Source organism: Arthrobacter sp. SO5 (assembly GCF_020532805.1).
Taxonomy (GTDB): Bacteria; Actinomycetota; Actinomycetes; order Actinomycetales; family Micrococcaceae; genus Arthrobacter.
The window spans coordinates 39,557-57,705 of the sequence record NZ_MQTQ01000054.1; the positions used below are offsets into that span (position 1 = coordinate 39,557).

Consider the following 18,149-nt stretch of genomic DNA (forward strand, 5'->3'; position numbering starts at 1 on the left):
GACGGCGGGCGGTGGCCCGCCGTCGAACTCCGCCTGCTAGACCTCTTCTACGGAACTGGGCTCTGCACGAGACAGATCGATGCCCAGTTCTTCCGCAGCCGTGAAGACTGCGTCATCAGAGTCACGCATTTCAATTGTGGTTCCGTCCGTCGAAAGAACTTCCACGTTCAGGCACAGCGACTGCATTTCCTTGATCAAGACCTTGAAGGACTCAGGAACGCCCGGCTCGGGGATGTTCTCGCCCTTGACGATGGCTTCGTAGACCTTCACGCGACCGTGGATATCATCCGACTTGATCGTGAGGAGCTCCTGGAGCGTGTAGGCGGCGCCGTAAGCTTCGAGCGCCCACACTTCCATTTCGCCGAAGCGCTGGCCACCGAACTGTGCCTTACCACCCAGCGGCTGCTGCGTGATCATGGAGTACGGGCCGGTGGAGCGCGCGTGGATCTTGTCGTCCACCAGGTGGTGGAGCTTCAGGATGTACATGTAGCCGACCGAGATCGGATCCGGGAACGGCTCGCCGGAGCGGCCGTCGAACAGGCGGGTCTTGCCCGAGGAGTTGATCAGGCGGACGCCGTCGCGGGTGACGTTGGTGGAGTCGAGGAGACCAGTGATTTCCTCTTCACGCGCACCGTCGAAGACCGGCGTTGCAACAGTGGTCTGGCCACTCTCGCGCGGCAGGTTCGGCAGCTGCTTGGCCCACTCGGGCTCGCCTTCGATCTTCCAGCCGGTCTTGGCAACCCAGCCGAGGTGCGTTTCCAGCACCTGGCCGACGTTCATGCGGCCCGGAACACCCAGCGGGTTCAGGACAATATCAACGGGGGTGCCGTCAGCAAGGAAGGGCATGTCCTCGATCGGCAGGATCTTGGAGATAACGCCCTTGTTGCCGTGACGGCCGGCGAGCTTGTCGCCGTCGGTGATCTTGCGCTTGGCAGCCACGTAGACGCGGACCAGCTGGTTGACGCCCGGGGGCAGCTCGTCGTCGTTGTCGCGGTCGAAAACGCGGACACCGATGACGGTGCCGGACTCGCCGTGCGGAACCTTCAGGGAGGTGTCGCGCACTTCGCGGGACTTCTCACCGAAGATGGCGCGCAGCAGGCGCTCTTCCGGAGTCAGCTCGGTCTCGCCCTTGGGCGTGACCTTACCGACCAGGATGTCGCCGGCTTCAACCTCGGCACCGATGTGGATGATGCCGCGCTCGTCCAGGCCTGCCAGGACTTCCTCAGACACGTTGGGGATGTCACGGGTGATTTCCTCGGCACCAAGCTTGGTGTCGCGGGCATCGATCTCGTGCTCCTCGATGTGGATGGAGGACAGGACGTCCTCGGCCACGATGCGCTGGGACAGGATGATGGCATCCTCGAAGTTGTGGCCTTCCCATGACATGAATGCCACGAGCAGGTTCTTTCCGAGGGCCAGTTCACCCTGGTCCGTTGCCGGTCCGTCGGCGATGATGCCGCCGACTTCCAGGCGCTGGCCTTCGTTCACCAGGACACGGTTGTTGTAGCAGTTGCCCTGGTTGGAACGGGCGAACTTGTTGATCCGGTAGTTGGTTTCCGTACCGTCGTCGTTGAGCATGATGACCAGCTCAGCGGAGACCTCGGTCACCACGCCCGCCTTCTTGGCGATGGTGACGTCCCCCGCGTCGACAGCAGCTGCGCGCTCCATGCCGGTGCCGACGAACGGCGCCTCGGAACGGACCAGCGGCACAGCCTGGCGCTGCATGTTGGCACCCATGAGTGCGCGGTTAGCATCGTCATGCTCAAGGAACGGGATCAGGGCCGTAGCCACAGACACCATCTGGCGCGGGGAAACGTCCATGAACTCGACCTCTGCGGCGGGAACGAGCACGGGCTCGCCTCCACCACCACGGGCGCGGACAAGGACGGTTTCTTCCGCGAACTTCTTGTTCGGATCGAGCGGAGCGTTGGCCTGGGCAATCAGGACCTCTGCTTCGTCGTCGGCCGTGAGGTACTCGACCTCATCGGAGACAACACCCTCGGACACGAGGCGGTACGGGGTCTCGATGAAGCCGAACGGGTTGATGCGTCCGTAGGAAGCCAGCGAACCGATCAGGCCAATGTTCGGGCCTTCAGGGGTTTCGATGGGGCACATACGTCCGTAGTGGGACGGGTGGACGTCGCGGACTTCCATGCCTGCACGGTCACGGGACAGACCACCCGGGCCAAGCGCGGACAGACGGCGCTTGTGGGTCAGACCCGACAGCGGGTTGTTCTGGTCCATGAACTGGGACAGCTGGGACGTTCCGAAGAACTCCTTGATGGCTGCCACGACGGGGCGGATGTTGATCAGGGTCTGCGGCGTGATGGCCTCGACGTCCTGGGTCGTCATACGCTCGCGGACAACGCGCTCCATGCGGGACAGGCCGGTGCGGACCTGGTTCTCGATGAGCTCGCCGACGGCGCGGATGCGGCGGTTGCCGAAGTGGTCGATGTCATCGATCTCAACGCGCAGCTCGTGGTCCTGGCCGTCGCGCTTGCCTGTGAGGGTCTTCTCACCGGCGTGCAGGGCAACGAGGAACTTGATCATCGCAACGATGTCTTCAACGTGCAGGACGGATGCTTCCTTGTCGCCAAGGGAGCGGTCGATGCCAAGCTTGCGGTTGATCTTGTAGCGGCCGACCTTGGCCAGATCGTAGCGCTTGGAGTTGAAGTACAGGTTGTCCAGCAGGGATTGGGCAGCCTCGACCGTGGGCGGCTCGCCCGGTCGCAGCTTCCGGTAGATGTCCAGCAAGGCGTCTTCGCGGGTCTCGGTGGCGTCCTTCTCCAGCGTTGCACGCATGGAGTCGTACTGGCCGAACTCTTCGAGGATCTGGCCTTCGGTCCAGCCGAGGGCCTTCAGCAGCACGGTGACGGACTGCTTGCGCTTGCGGTCAAGGCGAACACCCACCTGGTCGCGCTTGTCGATTTCGAGTTCGAACCAGGCGCCACGGGACGGGATGATCTTCGCAGTGAAGATGTCCTTGTCACTGGTCTTGTCCGCCGTGCGCTCAAAGTAGGCACCCGGGGAACGGACCAGCTGGGACACGACGACACGCTCGGTGCCGTTGACGACGAAGGTGCCCTTCTCGGTCATCAGCGGGAAGTCACCCATGAACACGGTCTGCTGCTTGATTTCGCCCGTGTTGTTGTTCATGAATTCGGCCTTGACGTACAGCGGAGCCGAGTAGGTAGCGTCCCGGTCCTTGCACTCAGCCATGGTGTATTTCGGATCAGCGAACTCCGGCTCGGAGAAGCTCAGGGACATGGTGCCCTGGAAATCCTCGATCGGGGAGATCTCTTCAAAGATGTCGGACAGACCCGAGGACGTGGCGACGCTGAGGTCGCCTTCTTCGACGGCCTTGGCCACGCGTGCCTGCCAGCGTTCGTTCCCGACCAGCCAGTCAAAGCTGTCGGTTTGCAGGGCAAGCAGATTCGGAACGTCAAGAGGTTCGTGAATCTTTGCGAATGAGAGCCGGCGGGTTGCACCGTCGGTGCTGTCGGCATTGATAGCGGTAGCGTTGTTTACATTAGAGGTGCTCGAGGCGACCAAGAGGGATCCTTCCACAGACCTTCAGGCGTTGTCAGATCTCCCCCGTTATGTACCCTGCGGAGTGACTCCGCAGGGCTACCAGTCCGGTTCCGCTATATGACCCGGGACCCGCGCTGGCCATGGTGGTGCACGTTGTAGACGGCACATTGATGGCGCAGCTGCCAGGCTAAGCCCACCGCTATATGAAGGCTGAAGGTAAACAGGGAAGACGCAAATATCCACAATACGTCAAAGCAACCTACTTGTCTACCCCACTTCCGGCGCGATTGCAAGCACCGGGGTTTTCGGCCGGACGAGGGTCCTGCGGCCCGGCCGGCGGCCCGCGGCTGCGGCCCGGCCTGCGGCCCGGGGCTGCGGCCCGGGGCTGCGGAAATGGCGGGGTGACCGGGCTCACGATAACCTAGCCCTACATCGTTAGAGATCGGAAGAGACCACCATGAGTAACCCCGCAGACAACAATGATGTTGTTATCCTCGCCGCCGTCCGCACACCCCAGGGCCGCCTCAACGGGCAGCTGGCAAGCTTCACCGCCGTTGAGCTCGGCGCCCACGCGATCCGGGCGGCCCTCGCCGCCAGCGGGGTCAAGGCGGAGCAGGTGGACTCGGTGGTCATGGGCCACGTCCTGCAGGCCGGCGCGGGCCAGAACCCCGCCCGCCAGAGCGCCATCGGCGCCGGCATCGGCTGGAACGTCCCCAGCGTCACCATCAACAAGGTCTGCCTCTCGGGCCTGACGGCCGTGATCGACGCAGCCCGGATGATCCGCGGCGGCGACGCCACGGTGGTGGTCGCCGGCGGCCAGGAGTCGATGACCCGCGCCCCGCACATCCTGCCCGGTTCCCGCCAGGGCTGGACCTACGGCACCGTGCAGGCGCTTGATGTCGCCGCCCACGACGGCCTGACCGACGCCTTCGACGGCCAGTCCATGGGCCTGTCCACGGAGACCAGGAACCTGACGCTGGGGATCGACCGGGCCTCGCAGGACGACGTGGCGGCCCAGTCCCACCAGCGCGCCGCCCGCGCCGCCAAGGACGGCGTGTTCGACGGCGAAATCTCCCCGATCAGCGTCAAGCAGCGCAAGGGCGAGCCCGTCGTCGTGGCCAAGGACGAGGGTATCCGGCCGGATACGACCGTCGAGTCGCTCGCGGGTCTGCGCGCTGCGTTCGCCACGGACGGCACCATCACCGCCGGCAACTCCTCTCCCCTGTCCGACGGAGCCGCCGCCCTCGTCCTCTCATCCCGGAAGTTCGCTGAAGACAACGGCCTGGACTACTTGGCGGTCATCGGCAAGCCCGGGCAGGTCGCCGGGCCCGACAATACGCTGCACTCCCAGCCCGCCAACGCGATCAAAAGCGCCCTGGCCAAGGCCGGCTGGTCCGCACAGGACCTCGACTTCATCGAGATCAACGAGGCGTTCGGCTCCGTCGCCGTCCAGTCCCTCAGGGACCTCGACTACCCGCTGGAAAAGTGCAACATCCACGGCGGTGCGATCGCCCTGGGACACCCGATCGGAGCCTCCGGGGCCCGGCTGGCCCTGCACGCGGCGCACGAGCTGAAGCGGCGCGGCACCGGAAAGGCCGCTGTGTCCCTGTGCGGCGGCGGCGGGCAGGGCGAAGCGCTCCTGCTGTACCGCGACTAACCGGGACGGGCGCCGTGACTGACGGTATGACAGGGGCGCCGGCCGGCGCCGGCCGGGAACGATTCCTCGCCGACGCCGCCGTGCGCGGACTCATTGTCCAGCTCGTGGAACGCCCCGCCGCGAACAGTCTCGAGGAGGCGGCCCGGATCCAGGGGATCCGGGCCGCTGACATCGTGAAATCCCTCGTGGTCAGGCACAAGGACGGCAGCTTCCTCTTTGCCCTGATCCCGGGCGACCGGCAGATCTCCTGGCCAAAGCTCCGGGCGCTCGTCGGCGTGAACAAGCTCTCGCTTCCGCCGGCGGACGTGGCCCTGGGAGCGACGGGATACGAGCGGGGCACGATCACGCCGCTGGGCAGCACGGTGGCGTGGCCCGTGTATGCCGATCAGAGCATCGCGGGCCGGCGGGTCTCCATGGGCGCCGGGGAGCACGGCTACAGTGCCTTCGTGGACGCCGATGACCTCACGGCGGCGCTCGGCGCCGTCGTCGCAGACATCTCCGAACCAAACTAGCCGGCGCGGGTTAATTCACCGGGCGGAGAGCAACGCGGGGTCACTTACGGCCGGTCCCGACCCCGGGGATGGGCCGGAAGTGACCCCGCGTTGGAGTTGGACGGGCCTAGGGGGTCACGGTGAGCGCCTCACCGTTGACGGTGAGCCGCCAGTTGTCCTGGCTGAACACGGCCACGTCCAGGGTGCCGTGCGCCACGACATAGTCGATGATCCGCTGCCGGATCTCCTGCTGGCTGTTCGAGAGGACCGGAGCCGTCTTCACGGCCGGGAAACTGCCCCCGCCGCTCTGCCGGTAGTTGTTGATGGCGAGGGCGAATTCCTGGTCCATCCGGAGTGCCGCGGAACCGTAGGTAAGCCCGGTGATGCGCTCCCCCACCGGCTTGGCGAGGTCGATCTCGTAGTCCAACGGTGCGTCAAGGCCGTAGACCACGTCATAGTTATAGTCCGGTGTCCCGCCCGGGGCCATCGCGGTGGCGGCGTTCGTAACGTCGGCGGCGCGGGCTGTGGTGCTGAAGACCGGCTTGAAGTACTGCGCGGACCACTCGAGGTAGGCCTTGACCTGGGCTCCGGTGACCTTGATGGACAGCAGCGTGTTATCGAAGATGTACAGTCCGGCAACGTCCCTGATGGTCAGCGGACCGGCCTTGACGTCCACCGAACGGGAGAAGGCCGCGGCGATGGAGAGCACCGGCAGGCCGGCGGCCGGGCCGTTGGACAGTTCGGCCTTAATCGTGCTGGCCTGGACGAAGTTGATGGCGTCGATCGCCGCCGAGTCCTCCCAGCAGGCGGTGGCAGTCGTCAGCGCCGCGGTGGACGTTCCGATCACCTGGTTTACGTACTTCACGGTCGCCTCGTGGCCGGACTGGACAGCACGCACGACGGCGGGATCGGCGTCGACCGTTTTGGCGTCCAAAAGCAGCGAGTGTGCGGCGGTGACCGTCCACTGGCCTTTGTCCTTGGCCAGCTCCAAATCCATGACCGAGACGCGCATGCCCCACTTGAGCGGTTCGGTCAGGAGGACCTGCTTGCCGGTGGCCTTGTTGGTGACGAATCGTTCCGGGATCTCCAGGTGGGCGTGGCCGACCAGGATCGCATCGATGCCGGGGACCTCTTCAGCCAGCTGCGTGGAGGCGTTTTCCGGGAACGGCAGGGCATCGCCGTAGGAGGATCCCGGGGTTGCTCCCGAGTGGCTCGTCACAATGACGACGTCGGCTCCGGCCGCCTTCATTTCCGGAATGACGGTCTTGGCCTCCTCCACGATGCCGTTGAAGTCCAGCTTTCCCTGGACGTTGTCGCGGTCCCAGAGTGCGCAGCCCGGGGTCACGAAGCCGACCAGGCCCACGGTCAGCCAGCCGTTGTCCGTCTTCACGCGTTTGAGCACATACGGCGTGAAGGCACGCTGTCCGGTGACGGAGTCGTGGACGTTGGCGCCCAGCAGCGGGAAGTCGAGCTGACTTTCCCAGGTCCGCAGGAGTGGGATGCCGTAGTTGAATTCGTGGTTGCCGAGGCCTACGGCGTCGTACCCCACCGCGTTCATGGCCAGCGCCATGGGGTGCTTGACCGACGCGGAAATCGGGTTGATCTTGGCGAAGTAATAGGCCAGGGGCGTCCCCTGGATGGTATCGCCGGCATCGATGGTGATCGTGTTCGCGGCTCCCCGTTCGGCCCGCATCGCCTTGATCAGGGTGGCCGCCTGGGCGATGCCGATCTTGTTTCCCGCCTTGTCCGCATAGGGGACGTTCTTGAAGTAATCCCAGTTGAAGACATTGTTGTGCAGGTCGGTGGTGCCAAGGACCGTCAGGGTGAACCGTTTCCGGCCGCTGGCGGGGGCGGCGTGGACGGCCGGGGCTCCGGCCAGGGCCCCGGCGGCCGCACTGCCGCCCACGAGGGCTGCAGTGAGCATGGCACGGCGGGAAAGCGAAGATTTAGGGTCGGTCATTGTGTGAGCTCCTCAACGTTGGCGGCCTGTTGGCACAAAGCCAAAGTCTAGGCGGCGCACCCGCCGGGGACATCACAGACTCCGCGATCTTTTGGGGAATTCATGTGCCGTTGGTTTTCGCCCGGAACGCAGGAAACCCCGCCCACCGGAGTGGACGGGGTTTCCCGGAACGGAACGGGAACGCAAGGTTCCCGGCCAGTGCCGGAAGCAGCGAGTTACTTGAGGGTAACGCGTGCGCCAGCCTCTTCGAGCTGTGCAACAGCCTTCTCGGCAGCTTCCTTGGTGACGCCTTCGAGGATAGCCTTCGGGGCGCTGTCAACAACGTCCTTGGCTTCCTTGAGGCCCAGGGAAGTGATGGCGCGAACTTCCTTGATGACTGCAATCTTCTTGTCGCCCGGGTGCTCCAGGATGACGTCGAATGCGGTCTGCTCTTCTTCTTCTGCAGCGCCGCCGGCGGCGGGGCCAGCAACTGCAACAGCAGCAGCCGTAACTTCGAAGGTCTCTTCGAAGAGCTTAACGAACTCAGAGAGCTCGATGATGGTCAGTTCCTTGAAAGCTTCAATGAGCTCTTCGTTGGTGAGCTTCGCCATGGTGTGGCGTCCTTCCTATAGTGGTGCGCGGCGGCCCGGGGGCTCACCTTCGCACCGGAGTCTGGTGTGAAAGAGAGTTAGTTCTCTTCGGGGGCTGCGGCGTCAGCCGGAGCTTCGGTCTCTACTGCTGCATCTGCTGCGGGAGCTTCAGCGTCGGCCGGGGCTTCGTCAGCGGCGGGTGCCTCGGCTTCTGCCGGTGCACCGTTCTCTTCTTCAAGCTTGAGGCGCAGCGCGTCGATGATGCGGACAGCGGCGGCAGCAGGAGCCTTGAGGATGCCTGCAACCTTGGCGAGCTGCAGCTCGCGGGACTCGAGTGCTGCCAGGGCAGCAACTTCGCTGGCGTTCAGTGCCTTGCCCTCGAAGTAACCGGTCTTGATAACCAGCTGCTTGTTGGTCTTGGCAAAATCCGTCAGGCTCTTGGCAGCGGCAACTGCGTCACCCTTGATGAACGCAATTGCAGTGGGGCCGGCGAGCTGACCGTCGAATGCTTCGACACCAGCTTCCTTGGCTGCAATGGCGGTCAGGGTGTTCTTGACGACCGAGAACTTGGTGTCCTGGCCGAGAGAGACACGCAGCTGCTTGAGCTGTGCAACGGTGAGCCCGCGGTATTCGGTCAGGACAGCGGCGTTCGATTCCTTGAAATCGTTAGTGATCTCAGCTACTGCTGAAACCTTGCTAGGCGTTGCCATAACCCTCCTTCCGGGGATAGTGCCGGCATTTCCCGGTCCCCGCTCAGATGAGCTAAAACTAAAAACGCCCCGCGCAGATGCACGGGGCTTGTCTCGACGCGGCCAATAACCGCGGAGCTTTGCTTCGTTCACCTGCGCCGGCCGCCCTATGTTCAGGGTCCTTCGTCCGAAAATCCACTGACCTCTCCCCGGCGCGACTGCAGAAGTGAGTCTTGCTAGGGAGAGTGGATTTCCAACAACCGACGGTCTTTGGTCCCCTAAGCGTACGGGACACCGTGCGTGCGCTCCAAATCGAGGCCGGCGGGACCGTCCTGCAGGGCAGTCCCGCCGGGCGCCTGGGTGACGGCAGCGTCAGCTGACGCTCGGCCCAAAGTCCGGAAGTTCCTTCTGCCAGATGCCGGTCACACCCGCCGTCGAGAAGCCGAGCTGCTGGTTGACCTTGAGGAGGTACCGGTTCTCCGGGGCGTTCCAGGTGTAGAGCACCCGCGCGTCCGGGAATTGTTCGGTGAGCCGTTCCATGTTGGCCACCTTGATCAGCAGGCCGAGTTTGTTGCCGCGGTGCGCCTGCAGCACCACCGTGTCGTCCTGGAACACGACGTCGGGGCGCAGCGCCAGGACGCTGATGGTGGTCAGTCCCACGAGGGTGCCGCTGGCCAGGTGCTCGACGGCGGTGACCACTGTGCGGCGCCCCTGCGCGATGGCGACCTCTTCCGCCTGGCGGAGGATGCCGCCGTCGAACACCATGTCCGAATCCTCGGCGCCGGGGATCCCGTCTTCGCCGGCACTGTTCTCCAGCGCCGCCACGGCCTCAAGCCATTGCTCCGGGCAGCGGTCCGTCCAGTGGTGCAGGCGGTAGCGGCCCGCGTTGGCCTCCGCGGCCTCGGCCTCAAGCCCGGCGACGAGCTTGCTGTCCAGCGGCAGGGTGCAGGCGCTGAACTGTTCGATGTGCTGCAGGGTGTAGCCGGTGAGCCGGGCAAATTCGACCTCGCGGCTTCCGAGCGGGACGAACCCCAGGCCGCTTCCTGGCACCAGCTGTCCGGCCCCGCTGTCGCTGAGCGTGGCGCCGGGATGGTTTGTGTCGATCAGGATGGTGTGCCGGCCCTCGTCGCGGGCGAAATGCTCCGCGGCTTCGAGCAGTTGCCGTCCGACACCCTGGCGCTGGAACTCCGGCAGGATGTCGAGGGTGAATTCGGCCAAGTCGTGGTTGTCCGCGAGGGGCAGGGCGATGTCCACGGTCCCGACGATCACGCCGTCGACCTTCGCCACAAGGATCACCTGGCGTTCGTAGGGGTCCGCCAGTTCCAGCAGTTTCTCCAGCGGGGCATACGCGAGGTCATCACTCCCCCAGGTCTGCATTCGTACTTTGCGCCCCACCTCGACGGCGGCAAGGAAGTCAGCGGCGTCCGGACCGTCAACGGAATCAGGGATCCACAACTGTTCAATCCGCACATCGCCTGCCATAGAGGGCATGATCCCCGCCGTTCTGCCACCCGCTACGGGTTCCGGGAGCCCGGCTGAGGCCGGGCTTCAACCGCCAGCATATGCCGGTTTGAGCCACGATTCTATGAATTCCGCGGTTCCATGGGTGGCTCCGGGGAGACCCGCTGCCATTCGCCGTCGTACCCTGCCGGCCGGAAGCCCAGGGCGATGTTGATCGCGAGCATGTGGTCGTTCTCGGCGGCGTTGAAGGTGACCACGCGTTCCACGTCCGGGTACTCCGAGACGAGCCGCCGCAGGTTGAGGAGTTTGACCAGCATGCCGAGGCGGTGGCCGCGGTGGCTGGCAGCCACCAGGGTGTCGTCCTGGTCGGCCAGCCACGGCTTCACCGGCGAGACCTGCAGTACCGAATATGCCGCCAGATCCCCGCTGCTGCGGTGCCGGGCGGCCGCCACGAGGGAGACCAGGCCGGCCCGCCGCCAGGTTTCCTCGACGTGACGGACCCGTGCCACATCCCACTGCTCTGCCTCGTAGCTCAGTTCTCCGAACGGCGCGTCTGTACTCATCCGGGACATCAGCACGGCGAACTGCTCCGCATAGTCATCCGGGCAACTCCCCGTCCAGGACAGCAGCTCATACGCCTCCCCCGCCGTGGCCAGCGCTTCCCGCTCCAGCGGATCCCACGATGCGGCATGGGCGCGAATATCCAGGGCGCTGAAGCGAGAGACCTGTTCCAGGCGGTATCCGGCCTTCAGGGCAAAGTGGACGCCCCGTGCGTCGGCGGGAACCGCTCCCGTCCCGGTGGCCGGCCTGATTGTTGCGTCCAGGTCTTCGGGGTCGAAGCCGGCAGGATGCTCCGTGTAGCTCTGCAGGATGGTCCGGCCGGCCACCGCTGCCAGCGCTTCCGCGTGGCGCAGCAGGGCCCGGCCAATCCCCCGGCCGCTGAACTCCTCGAGCACCTCGACGTGGACCATCGCACTGCGGAGGTTCTCCTGGAGCTCGCAGCGGATCCACGACCTCGCTACCATCCGCCCGTTCTGGCGCACGAAAAAGAGCTGGATCCTCCGGTACTCGTTGTCCCGCCAGAACTGCAGCCGGGCCTCGGGCGGGGTTGACCGGTCCAGGTTGCCCCAGGCCTCGAGCGTCAGGGCGTCGCACAGCTCCCCGACGGCGAGGAAGTTGCCGGCGTCGTGGGAATCGAGGTCCGCCGGAAGGACGAGGGGTTCTATGAGGTACGGCGCTGTCGTCACCGGCACAGCCTAACCGGCCCGCGGAATGCAGAAAAGACCGCCCCGCGGCTGCGGGACGGTCTTTCTGGTGCTTGCTGCCAGCCTGGTGAGGATTAGACCTCGGTCAGGACCTTGGTGACGTTGGGGTCAACCGAGATGCCCGGGCCAAACGTGGTGGCGACGGTGGCCTTCTGGATGTACCGGCCCTTGGAAGCGGACGGCTTGAGGCGAAGGACCTCTTCCAGGGCGGCAGCGTAGTTCTCGGCCAGCTTGAGGGCGTCGAACGAAACCTTGCCGATGATGAAGTGCAGGTTGGAGTGCTTGTCGACGCGGAAGTCGATCTTGCCGCCCTTGATGTCGTTGACGGCCTTGGCCACGTCAGCGGTCACGGTGCCGGTCTTCGGGTTCGGCATCAGGTTACGCGGACCCAGGACCTTACCGAGGCGGCCGACCTTGCCCATGAGGTCAGGGGTGGCCACCGCTGCGTCGAAGTCGGTCCAGCCGGCTGAGATCTTTTCGATCAGGTCATCGGAACCAACGAAGTCGGCCCCGGCAGCGATTGCTGCCTCAGCCTTTTCGCCCGTTGCGAAGACGAGGACGCGGGCGGTCTTGCCCGTGCCGTGGGGCAGGATAACGGTGCCGCGGACCATCTGGTCGGCCTTGCGGGGGTCGACGCCCAGGCGGAAGGCGACCTCAACGGTGGCGTCGAACTTGGACGGGTTGGTGTCCTTGGCCAGCGTCACTGCCTCGAACGGCGCGTAGAACTTCTCCGCGTCGATCTTGGCGGCGGCTGCCTCATATGCTTTGCTGCGCTTTGCCATGCTGCTTATTTCTCCTTGTGCAGTTGTGGTCTGCGGACCGCGCGGGGCCCTGCCACAGTCGGAACTCCGGCTGGTGTACCGGGTTTCCGACATTTCGATGAATGAGTGGTGCCGGTTGCCCGGCGGTAAAGGCTATTAGCCTTCGACGGTGATTCCCATGGAACGGGCGGTGCCGGCGATGATCTTCGCGGCGCCTTCAAGGCTCGTGGCGTTGAGGTCTTCCATCTTGGTGGTGGCGATCTCGTTGACCTGGGCCTGGGTCAGCTTGGCGACCTTGACGGTGTGCGGGGTCGGTGAACCCTTGGCAACGCCAGCAGCCTTCTTGATCAGTTCCGCGGCCGGCGGGGTCTTGGTGATGAACGTGAATGAACGGTCCTCGTAGACCGTGATTTCAACAGGAATAACGTTGCCGCGCTGGGCTTCCGTTGCAGCGTTGTACGCCTTGCAGAATTCCATGATGTTGACACCGTGCTGGCCAAGCGCAGGACCGATCGGCGGGGCCGGGTTAGCGGCACCTGCCTGGATCTGCAGCTTGATGAGGCCGGTGACCTTCTTCTTGGGAGCCAATGTAGGGTCCTTCTCTCAATGACGTCCTGGGGCACAGGAGCGTGCCTCAGGTTGGTGGCCGCCATGGCGAGGCGGCCGGCCGCTCCGGGGCTGCTAAGCGGGCAGCCCGGGGCGAATTCTGTGGGGAAAGCTAGATCTTGCTGACCTGGTTGAAGGACAACGTGACCGGCGTCTCGCGCTCGAAGATGGAGACCAGCACCACGAGGGTCTGCGAATCCACCTTGATCTCGGAGATAGTAGCCGGAAGGGTCTCGAAGGGACCTTCCTTGACGATGACCGATTCGCCGACCTCGAAGTCGACGTCGACCTGGGCGGCAGCGTGCTTGACCGGCTTGCCCTTCTCGGCCTGCTCTTCTTCGAAGACCGGGGCGAGCATGGAGAAGACCTCATCGAGGCGCAGGGGAACCGGGTTGTGGGCGTTGCCCACGAAACCGGTCACACCGGGGGTGTGGCGGACGGCGCCCCAGGAGGCATCCGTCAGGTCCATGCGGACCAGGACGTAACCCGGGATGCGGACGCGGTTGATGACCTTGCGCTGAGCGTTCTTGATTTCAACGACTTCCTCCATCGGAACCTGGATTTCGAAGATGTAATCTTCCATGTCCAGGGTCTGGATGCGGGTCTCAAGGTTGGCCTTGACGCGGTTCTCGTAACCCGCGTAGGAGTGGATGACGAACCAGTCACCTTCCTGGCGGCGCAGCTTGGCCTTGAACTCATCGGCCGGGTCCACCTCGGCGGCGGCGGCGGCAGCGGCCAGCGCGTCGCCCGACTCCTCGTCGGACTCAGACTCCGTCTCCTCGTCGGACTCAGACTCGGCGCCTTCCTCGGACTCGGCGCCGACTTCTACAACCTCGTCAACGACGTCGGATTCGGGCGCAGCAGACGCAGCCTCGGACTCTTCCCCGGCTTCCACCGCGGCGTCCTGGCTCTTATCCAGCTCAGCCTCAGTTACCTCGAGCTCCTGCTCAGACACTTGGTCTCCTGCTTCCTCATTGCCTAACATGCCTATTTAAATGACTCAATTCCGCACACCCCGCGGGACCTCCGGTGTCCCGGGGAAACCCACGCGGTCTGCGGACCGGTCGACCTAGCGGTCCGCGGGGCCTGTGCCGCCGAAGACCCAGCTCACTGCGGTCCCGAAGGCCAGGTCCAGCAGGGTGACGATGATCATCATGATGACCACGAATACCAGCACCACAAGTGTGTAATTGATCAGCTCTTTGCGGGTCGGTGCGACGACCTTCTTCAGTTCGCCGATGACCTGGCGGACGAAGAGCGCAATTCGGGCGAAGAAGCCAGCCTTGGCGGCATTCTTGGCGGGGCGGCCTTTGGAGCTGTTGGCAGCTGTCTCGGTCACCTGGTCCCTCACTCGTCCTCGCAATGATCGGATATCCCGGCTCTGAACTGAACCATGGTTGCTGCGCTTGCTCCGGATTAACCGGAACAGCTTGCGCAGGGCAGACAGGACTCGAACCTGCAACCTGCGGTTTTGGAGACCGCTGCGCTACCAATTGCGCCACTACCCTATGGAGCGAAAAACCATTCCGGCAGCCTATCCCCCAGACTTCTCTGAGGCGCAGGCCATCATCGTGTTTTCAACACCGGAGAACCAGTCTACGCAACAACTGCGCCTACGTCGAACCGGCCCCTTCCGGACCCCTGGCGTGCCGTGTAAATCCGCTGACTGCGCACAGTCATATTCCCCCGCCGGCACCCCGGGCGATCCGCTGAACAGCATAGAGTAGATTTCGTCGAATCCCACACACAGCCGCCCACACACAGCCGCCCGGCTGCAAGCGAAGAATGGACCCCTCATGCCTGCCGCCCGCATTTCCCAGCGAATTTCCGCCATCGCCGAATCCGCCACACTGGCTGTTGATGCCAAGGCGAAGGCGCTGAAGGCAGCCGGCCGGCCGGTCATCGGCTTCGGTGCCGGCGAACCGGATTTTCCGACCCCCGGCTACATCGTGCAGGCCGCCATCGAGGCAGCCAGCCAGCCCAAGTACCACCGCTACTCCCCCGCCGCCGGGCTGCCCGAACTCAGGCAGGCCATCGCGGACAAGACGTTCCGGGATTCCGGCTACAAGGCCGAGGCATCCCAGGTCCTGGTCACCAACGGCGGCAAGCAGGCCGTGTACAACACGTTTGCCACTCTCCTGGATCCGGGCGACGAGGTCATCGTCCCGACCCCGTTCTGGACCACATACCCGGAGGCCATCCGGCTGGCCGGCGGCGTTCCCGTGGAGGTGTTCGCCGGCCCGGAGCAGGGATACCTTGTCACCGTGGAGCAGCTCGAGGCCGCCCTCACTGAGCGCACCAAGATCCTGCTCTTTGTCTCCCCGTCAAACCCCACCGGCGCCGTGTACTCGCCGGAGCAGGTCAAGGAAATCGGCCAGTGGGCGGCGGCCAAGGGCCTGTGGGTGGTCACCGACGAGATCTACGAGCACCTGACCTACGACGGCGTGCCGTTCACCTCGATCGCCACGGCAGTCCCCGAACTGGGCGACAGAGTAGTCATCCTCAACGGCGTGGCCAAGACCTACGCCATGACCGGCTGGCGGGTGGGTTGGATGATCGGCCCGGCCGACGTCATCAAGGCGGCCACGAACCTGCAGTCACATGCCACGTCCAACGTCTCGAACATCCCGCAGGTCGCCGCCCTCGCCGCGGTCTCCGGACCGCTGACCGCCGTGGACGAGATGAAGCTCGCCTTCGACCGCCGTCGCAGGGCCATCGTGGCGGGCCTGAACGCCATTGAGGGGGTTGAATGCCCGACGCCGAAGGGCGCCTTCTACGTCTACGCGGACGTCCGGGCGCTGCTGGGCAAGGAGTTCCCGTCGAGTGGCGGACCGGTCCGGCCCGCCACTTCGGCCGAACTGGCGGCCTTGATCCTCGACGAGGTCGAAGTGGCCGTGGTTCCGGGGGAGGCGTTCGGGCCCTCCGGCTACCTGCGCCTGTCCTATGCCCTCGGCGACGAGGACCTGGCCACCGGCGTCGCCCGGCTGCAAGACTTTCTGGGCAAGGCTAAATAAGGGGCAACCGAAGCGGGACCGGCTACCGGAAACCGTCAGAGGAGCCTGCGTTCCGCGGCCCAGCGGGTGAGTTCGTGCCGGCTGGAGAGCTGGAGCTTACGCAGTACCGCCGAGACGTGGGTTTCCACTGTCTTGATGGAGATGAACAGCTCCTTGGCCACCTCTTTGTAGCTGTAGCCGCGGGCGATCAGCCGCATGACCTCAAGTTCGCGGGCGGAAAGCCGGTCCAGTTCGTCGCCGGCGATGTCGGCCGGTGCGGTGCCGAAGGCATCCAGGACAAAGCCAGCCAGCCGGGGCGAAAAGACGGCGTCACCGCCGGCCACCCGGCGTACGGCGTCGGAAATCTCGGCTCCGGAAATGGTTTTTGTGACATAGCCGCGCGCGCCCGCCCGGATGACCGCGACGACGTCCTCCGCGGCGTCCGAGACGCTGAGGGCCAGGAACCGGGTGCTCCCCAGCAACGGCACCGATCCGGCCAGGACTTCGCGCCCGCCGCCGCCGAGGCCGCCGGGCAGGTGCACGTCCAGCAGCACGACGTCGGGGCGGACGGCCGCAATGACGGCAATGGCCTCGTCGACCGTTCCGGCCTCTCCCGCGACGACGATGCTGGGATCAAGGTCGGCCCTGAGCCCGGAACGGAAGATGGCGTGGTCATCCACGATGACCACCCGGATGCCTGGGGCCGGGGTTCCTCCGTCTGCGTGGTTCACAGCTTTACCTCCCCGTTGTCGGCGGCTGTGCCTGCGGTTGTGCCGGCGGACACCGGCAGCCGGAGCCGCACTTCGGTGCCGTCCTGGCTGCTGATGATGGCGGCGGTGCCGCCGTGGCGGTTCATCCGCCCGATGATCGATTCCCGGACGCCGAGCCGGTCCACGGGGACGGACTCCGGCTCGAACCCCGGACCGCGGTCCTTGACGAAGACTTCCGCGGCGCCCCCGGTGACTTCCACGTACACCGCTACCGCACCCCCGCCGTGCCGGGCGGCATTCAGCATGGCTTCCCGGGCTGCCTGGACGAGGGCCTCGTGCCGTTCAGTCATCGCACAGTCTCCCACACTGACCACCTCGACGGCCTGGCCCACGGCGTCTTCCACCTCGGCGGCAGCGGCCTTGATGCCCTCGGAAAGCTGGCCGGCCTCCTTGCCCGGGTCCCGGTACAGCCAGCCCCGCAGTTCCCGTTCCTGGGCGCGGGCCAGACGGACGACGTCGTGCTCGTGGCCGGCCCGCCGCTGGATCAGGGCGAGGGTCTGGAGGACGGAGTCGTGCAGGTGGGCGGCGATTTCTGCCCGTTCCGTGGCACGGACGCGGCCTGCGCGCTCGGTCTCCAGATCGCGCCAGAACTTCAGCCCCCAGGGCAGCAGCACCAGGGCCACCCCGCCGAGCACGGCCACGGAGGACAGCAGGGCCAGCCAGGTCTGCTCCCAGGACCCCGATCCGGACACCATCACGAGCACACCCGCCACCACCAGGGCGAGCCCAGCCGCGAGCCGGGTCCAGCCGCCGGCCTGATCGGCCTTGGCCTTGTCCACGAGGCCCGCCCGACGGGTTTCATCCAGCTGCATCCAGGCGATGGCTGCACCGCCAAGGATCGCCGCCACCGGGATCAGCGTGCCGAGCGGGACATCTAGGCCCAGCAGCCGGGCAATCAAAATCCCCGCGGCCAGGAGGAGACCGGCACCGAGCAGGATCTCTTTGCCGTAGCGCATGCCGACGAACCTGTTGCGCCTGGGCTCTGCGGCCGGAACCTCGCTGCGCGGCTCCCGCGTTGCGGCGTCCGGCGCAATGCGCGACGCCGGACGGCGGGCGTTGTGGGCGTTGTGTTTGGCGCGTTCGTCCGCGGTGGGGACCATGATCCAGAGCCAGGCATAGAACGCGACGCCGGCTCCGCCTGCGAGCGCGGCGACAACCATGCCGGTCCGCACCATCCGCACCGGCCAGCCCAAGTGATCGGCGAGGCCGGCACAGACGCCCGCAATCACACGATCGCTGCCGCGGACCAGCGGCAGGCGGGCAGGGGCGGTTGTCATGACTCAATCCAAGCACGGATCAGGGTTCCCCGGACGGGTTTCGGGCCTTTACCGGGGGCGACTCAGGGACAGTTCAGGGTGTTCCCCAGTAGAGCAGAACCGGCGCGAGCCGGAAGATC

At 65.4% G+C, this 18,149-nt stretch carries 15 protein-coding genes and 1 tRNA gene; 3 read left to right on the top strand and 13 right to left on the bottom strand.

Features of this window, described 5'->3' with window-relative positions:
• Positions 1–36: 36 nt before the first annotated feature.
• The gene (gene rpoB / locus BJG92_RS10065; RefSeq protein ID WP_232083877.1) at positions 37–3,552 is read right to left on the bottom strand and encodes a DNA-directed RNA polymerase subunit beta; all 3,516 of its coding nucleotides are present in this window, start codon (positions 3,550–3,552) and stop codon (positions 37–39) included.
• Between the two features lie 436 nt (positions 3,553–3,988).
• Between rpoB and BJG92_RS10070 the strand changes: the two genes are divergently transcribed.
• Positions 3,989–5,188: an acetyl-CoA C-acetyltransferase gene (locus tag BJG92_RS10070; protein WP_232083878.1), complete on the top strand. Its 1,200-nt coding sequence runs from the start codon at positions 3,989–3,991 to the stop codon at positions 5,186–5,188.
• Positions 5,189–5,214: 26 nt separating this feature from the next.
• Entirely contained in the window at positions 5,215–5,700 is a 486-nt protein-coding gene (locus BJG92_RS10075) for an aminoacyl-tRNA deacylase (protein ID WP_232083973.1), read from the top strand.
• Positions 5,701–5,806: 106 nt separating this feature from the next.
• Here the strand turns inward: BJG92_RS10075 and BJG92_RS10080 are convergent, their stop codons facing one another.
• The 10 genes from BJG92_RS10080 to BJG92_RS10125 all read right to left on the bottom strand — a co-directional run bounded on the left by BJG92_RS10080 (position 5,807) and on the right by BJG92_RS10125 (position 14,498).
• Positions 5,807–7,639 (bottom strand): bifunctional UDP-sugar hydrolase/5'-nucleotidase, encoded by a 1,833-nt coding sequence (locus tag BJG92_RS10080; RefSeq protein ID WP_232083879.1) that lies wholly within the window; start codon positions 7,637–7,639, stop codon positions 5,807–5,809.
• Between the two features lie 215 nt (positions 7,640–7,854).
• Positions 7,855–8,229: a 50S ribosomal protein L7/L12 gene (gene rplL / locus BJG92_RS10085; RefSeq protein WP_024365995.1), complete on the bottom strand. Its 375-nt coding sequence runs from the start codon at positions 8,227–8,229 to the stop codon at positions 7,855–7,857.
• Between the two features lie 77 nt (positions 8,230–8,306).
• Positions 8,307–8,918 (bottom strand): 50S ribosomal protein L10, encoded by a 612-nt coding sequence (gene rplJ, locus BJG92_RS10090; protein ID WP_232083880.1) that lies wholly within the window; start codon positions 8,916–8,918, stop codon positions 8,307–8,309.
• Between the two features lie 351 nt (positions 8,919–9,269).
• Positions 9,270–10,379, bottom strand: coding sequence for a GNAT family N-acetyltransferase (locus BJG92_RS10095; RefSeq protein WP_232083881.1), 1,110 nt, complete (start codon positions 10,377–10,379; stop codon positions 9,270–9,272).
• A gap of 101 nt (positions 10,380–10,480) precedes the next feature.
• Positions 10,481–11,605, bottom strand: coding sequence for a GNAT family N-acetyltransferase (locus BJG92_RS10100; protein ID WP_232083882.1), 1,125 nt, complete (start codon positions 11,603–11,605; stop codon positions 10,481–10,483).
• Between the two features lie 92 nt (positions 11,606–11,697).
• The gene (rplA, locus tag BJG92_RS10105; RefSeq protein ID WP_232083883.1) at positions 11,698–12,405 is read right to left on the bottom strand and encodes a 50S ribosomal protein L1; all 708 of its coding nucleotides are present in this window, start codon (positions 12,403–12,405) and stop codon (positions 11,698–11,700) included.
• 135 nt (positions 12,406–12,540) lie between these two features.
• Entirely contained in the window at positions 12,541–12,972 is a 432-nt protein-coding gene (gene rplK, locus BJG92_RS10110; RefSeq protein WP_024365990.1) for a 50S ribosomal protein L11, read from the bottom strand.
• 130 nt (positions 12,973–13,102) lie between these two features.
• A complete protein-coding gene (nusG, locus tag BJG92_RS10115) occupies positions 13,103–13,945 on the bottom strand; it encodes a transcription termination/antitermination protein NusG (protein WP_232083884.1) in 843 nt (280 codons plus the stop codon).
• Positions 13,946–14,059: 114 nt separating this feature from the next.
• Entirely contained in the window at positions 14,060–14,329 is a 270-nt protein-coding gene (secE, locus tag BJG92_RS10120; protein WP_232083885.1) for a preprotein translocase subunit SecE, read from the bottom strand.
• 96 nt (positions 14,330–14,425) lie between these two features.
• Positions 14,426–14,498 (bottom strand) — tRNA-Trp (locus BJG92_RS10125).
• Between the two features lie 288 nt (positions 14,499–14,786).
• Between BJG92_RS10125 and BJG92_RS10130 the strand changes: the two genes are divergently transcribed.
• Entirely contained in the window at positions 14,787–16,004 is a 1,218-nt protein-coding gene (locus tag BJG92_RS10130; RefSeq protein WP_232083886.1) for a pyridoxal phosphate-dependent aminotransferase, read from the top strand.
• A 35-nt stretch (positions 16,005–16,039) separates the two neighbouring features.
• On the opposite strand, the gene BJG92_RS10135 is transcribed toward BJG92_RS10130, so the two are convergent.
• Both BJG92_RS10135 and BJG92_RS10140 read right to left on the bottom strand, forming a co-directional pair.
• Complete coding sequence (locus BJG92_RS10135) at positions 16,040–16,714, bottom strand: response regulator transcription factor (protein ID WP_232083887.1); 675 nt, start codon at positions 16,712–16,714, stop codon at positions 16,040–16,042.
• On the bottom strand, positions 16,711–18,030 hold the full coding sequence (locus tag BJG92_RS10140) for an ATP-binding protein (RefSeq protein ID WP_232083888.1): 1,320 nt from the start codon (positions 18,028–18,030) through the stop codon (positions 16,711–16,713). The genes BJG92_RS10135 and BJG92_RS10140 overlap by 4 nt, the downstream gene beginning before the upstream one ends.
• Between the last annotated feature and the right edge of the window lie 119 nt (positions 18,031–18,149).

Excerpts from the sequence above, each read along its gene's own strand:
- BJG92_RS10075 (WP_232083973.1), top strand. The coding sequence starts at position 5,215 with ATGACAGGGGCGCCGGCCGGCGCCGGCCGGGAACGATTCCTCGCCGAC.
- BJG92_RS10095 (WP_232083881.1), bottom strand. The coding sequence starts at position 10,379 with ATGGCAGGCGATGTGCGGATTGAACAGTTGTGGATCCCTGATTCCGTT.
- BJG92_RS10070 (WP_232083878.1), top strand. The coding sequence starts at position 3,989 with ATGAGTAACCCCGCAGACAACAATGATGTTGTTATCCTCGCCGCCGTC.
- rplL (WP_024365995.1), bottom strand. The coding sequence starts at position 8,229 with ATGGCGAAGCTCACCAACGAAGAGCTCATTGAAGCTTTCAAGGAACTG.
- BJG92_RS10080 (WP_232083879.1), bottom strand. The coding sequence starts at position 7,639 with ATGACCGACCCTAAATCTTCGCTTTCCCGCCGTGCCATGCTCACTGCA.
- BJG92_RS10140 (WP_232083888.1), bottom strand. The coding sequence starts at position 18,030 with ATGACAACCGCCCCTGCCCGCCTGCCGCTGGTCCGCGGCAGCGATCGT.
- rplA (WP_232083883.1), bottom strand. The coding sequence starts at position 12,405 with ATGGCAAAGCGCAGCAAAGCATATGAGGCAGCCGCCGCCAAGATCGAC.
- BJG92_RS10130 (WP_232083886.1), top strand. The coding sequence starts at position 14,787 with ATGCCTGCCGCCCGCATTTCCCAGCGAATTTCCGCCATCGCCGAATCC.
- rplJ (WP_232083880.1), bottom strand. The coding sequence starts at position 8,918 with ATGGCAACGCCTAGCAAGGTTTCAGCAGTAGCTGAGATCACTAACGAT.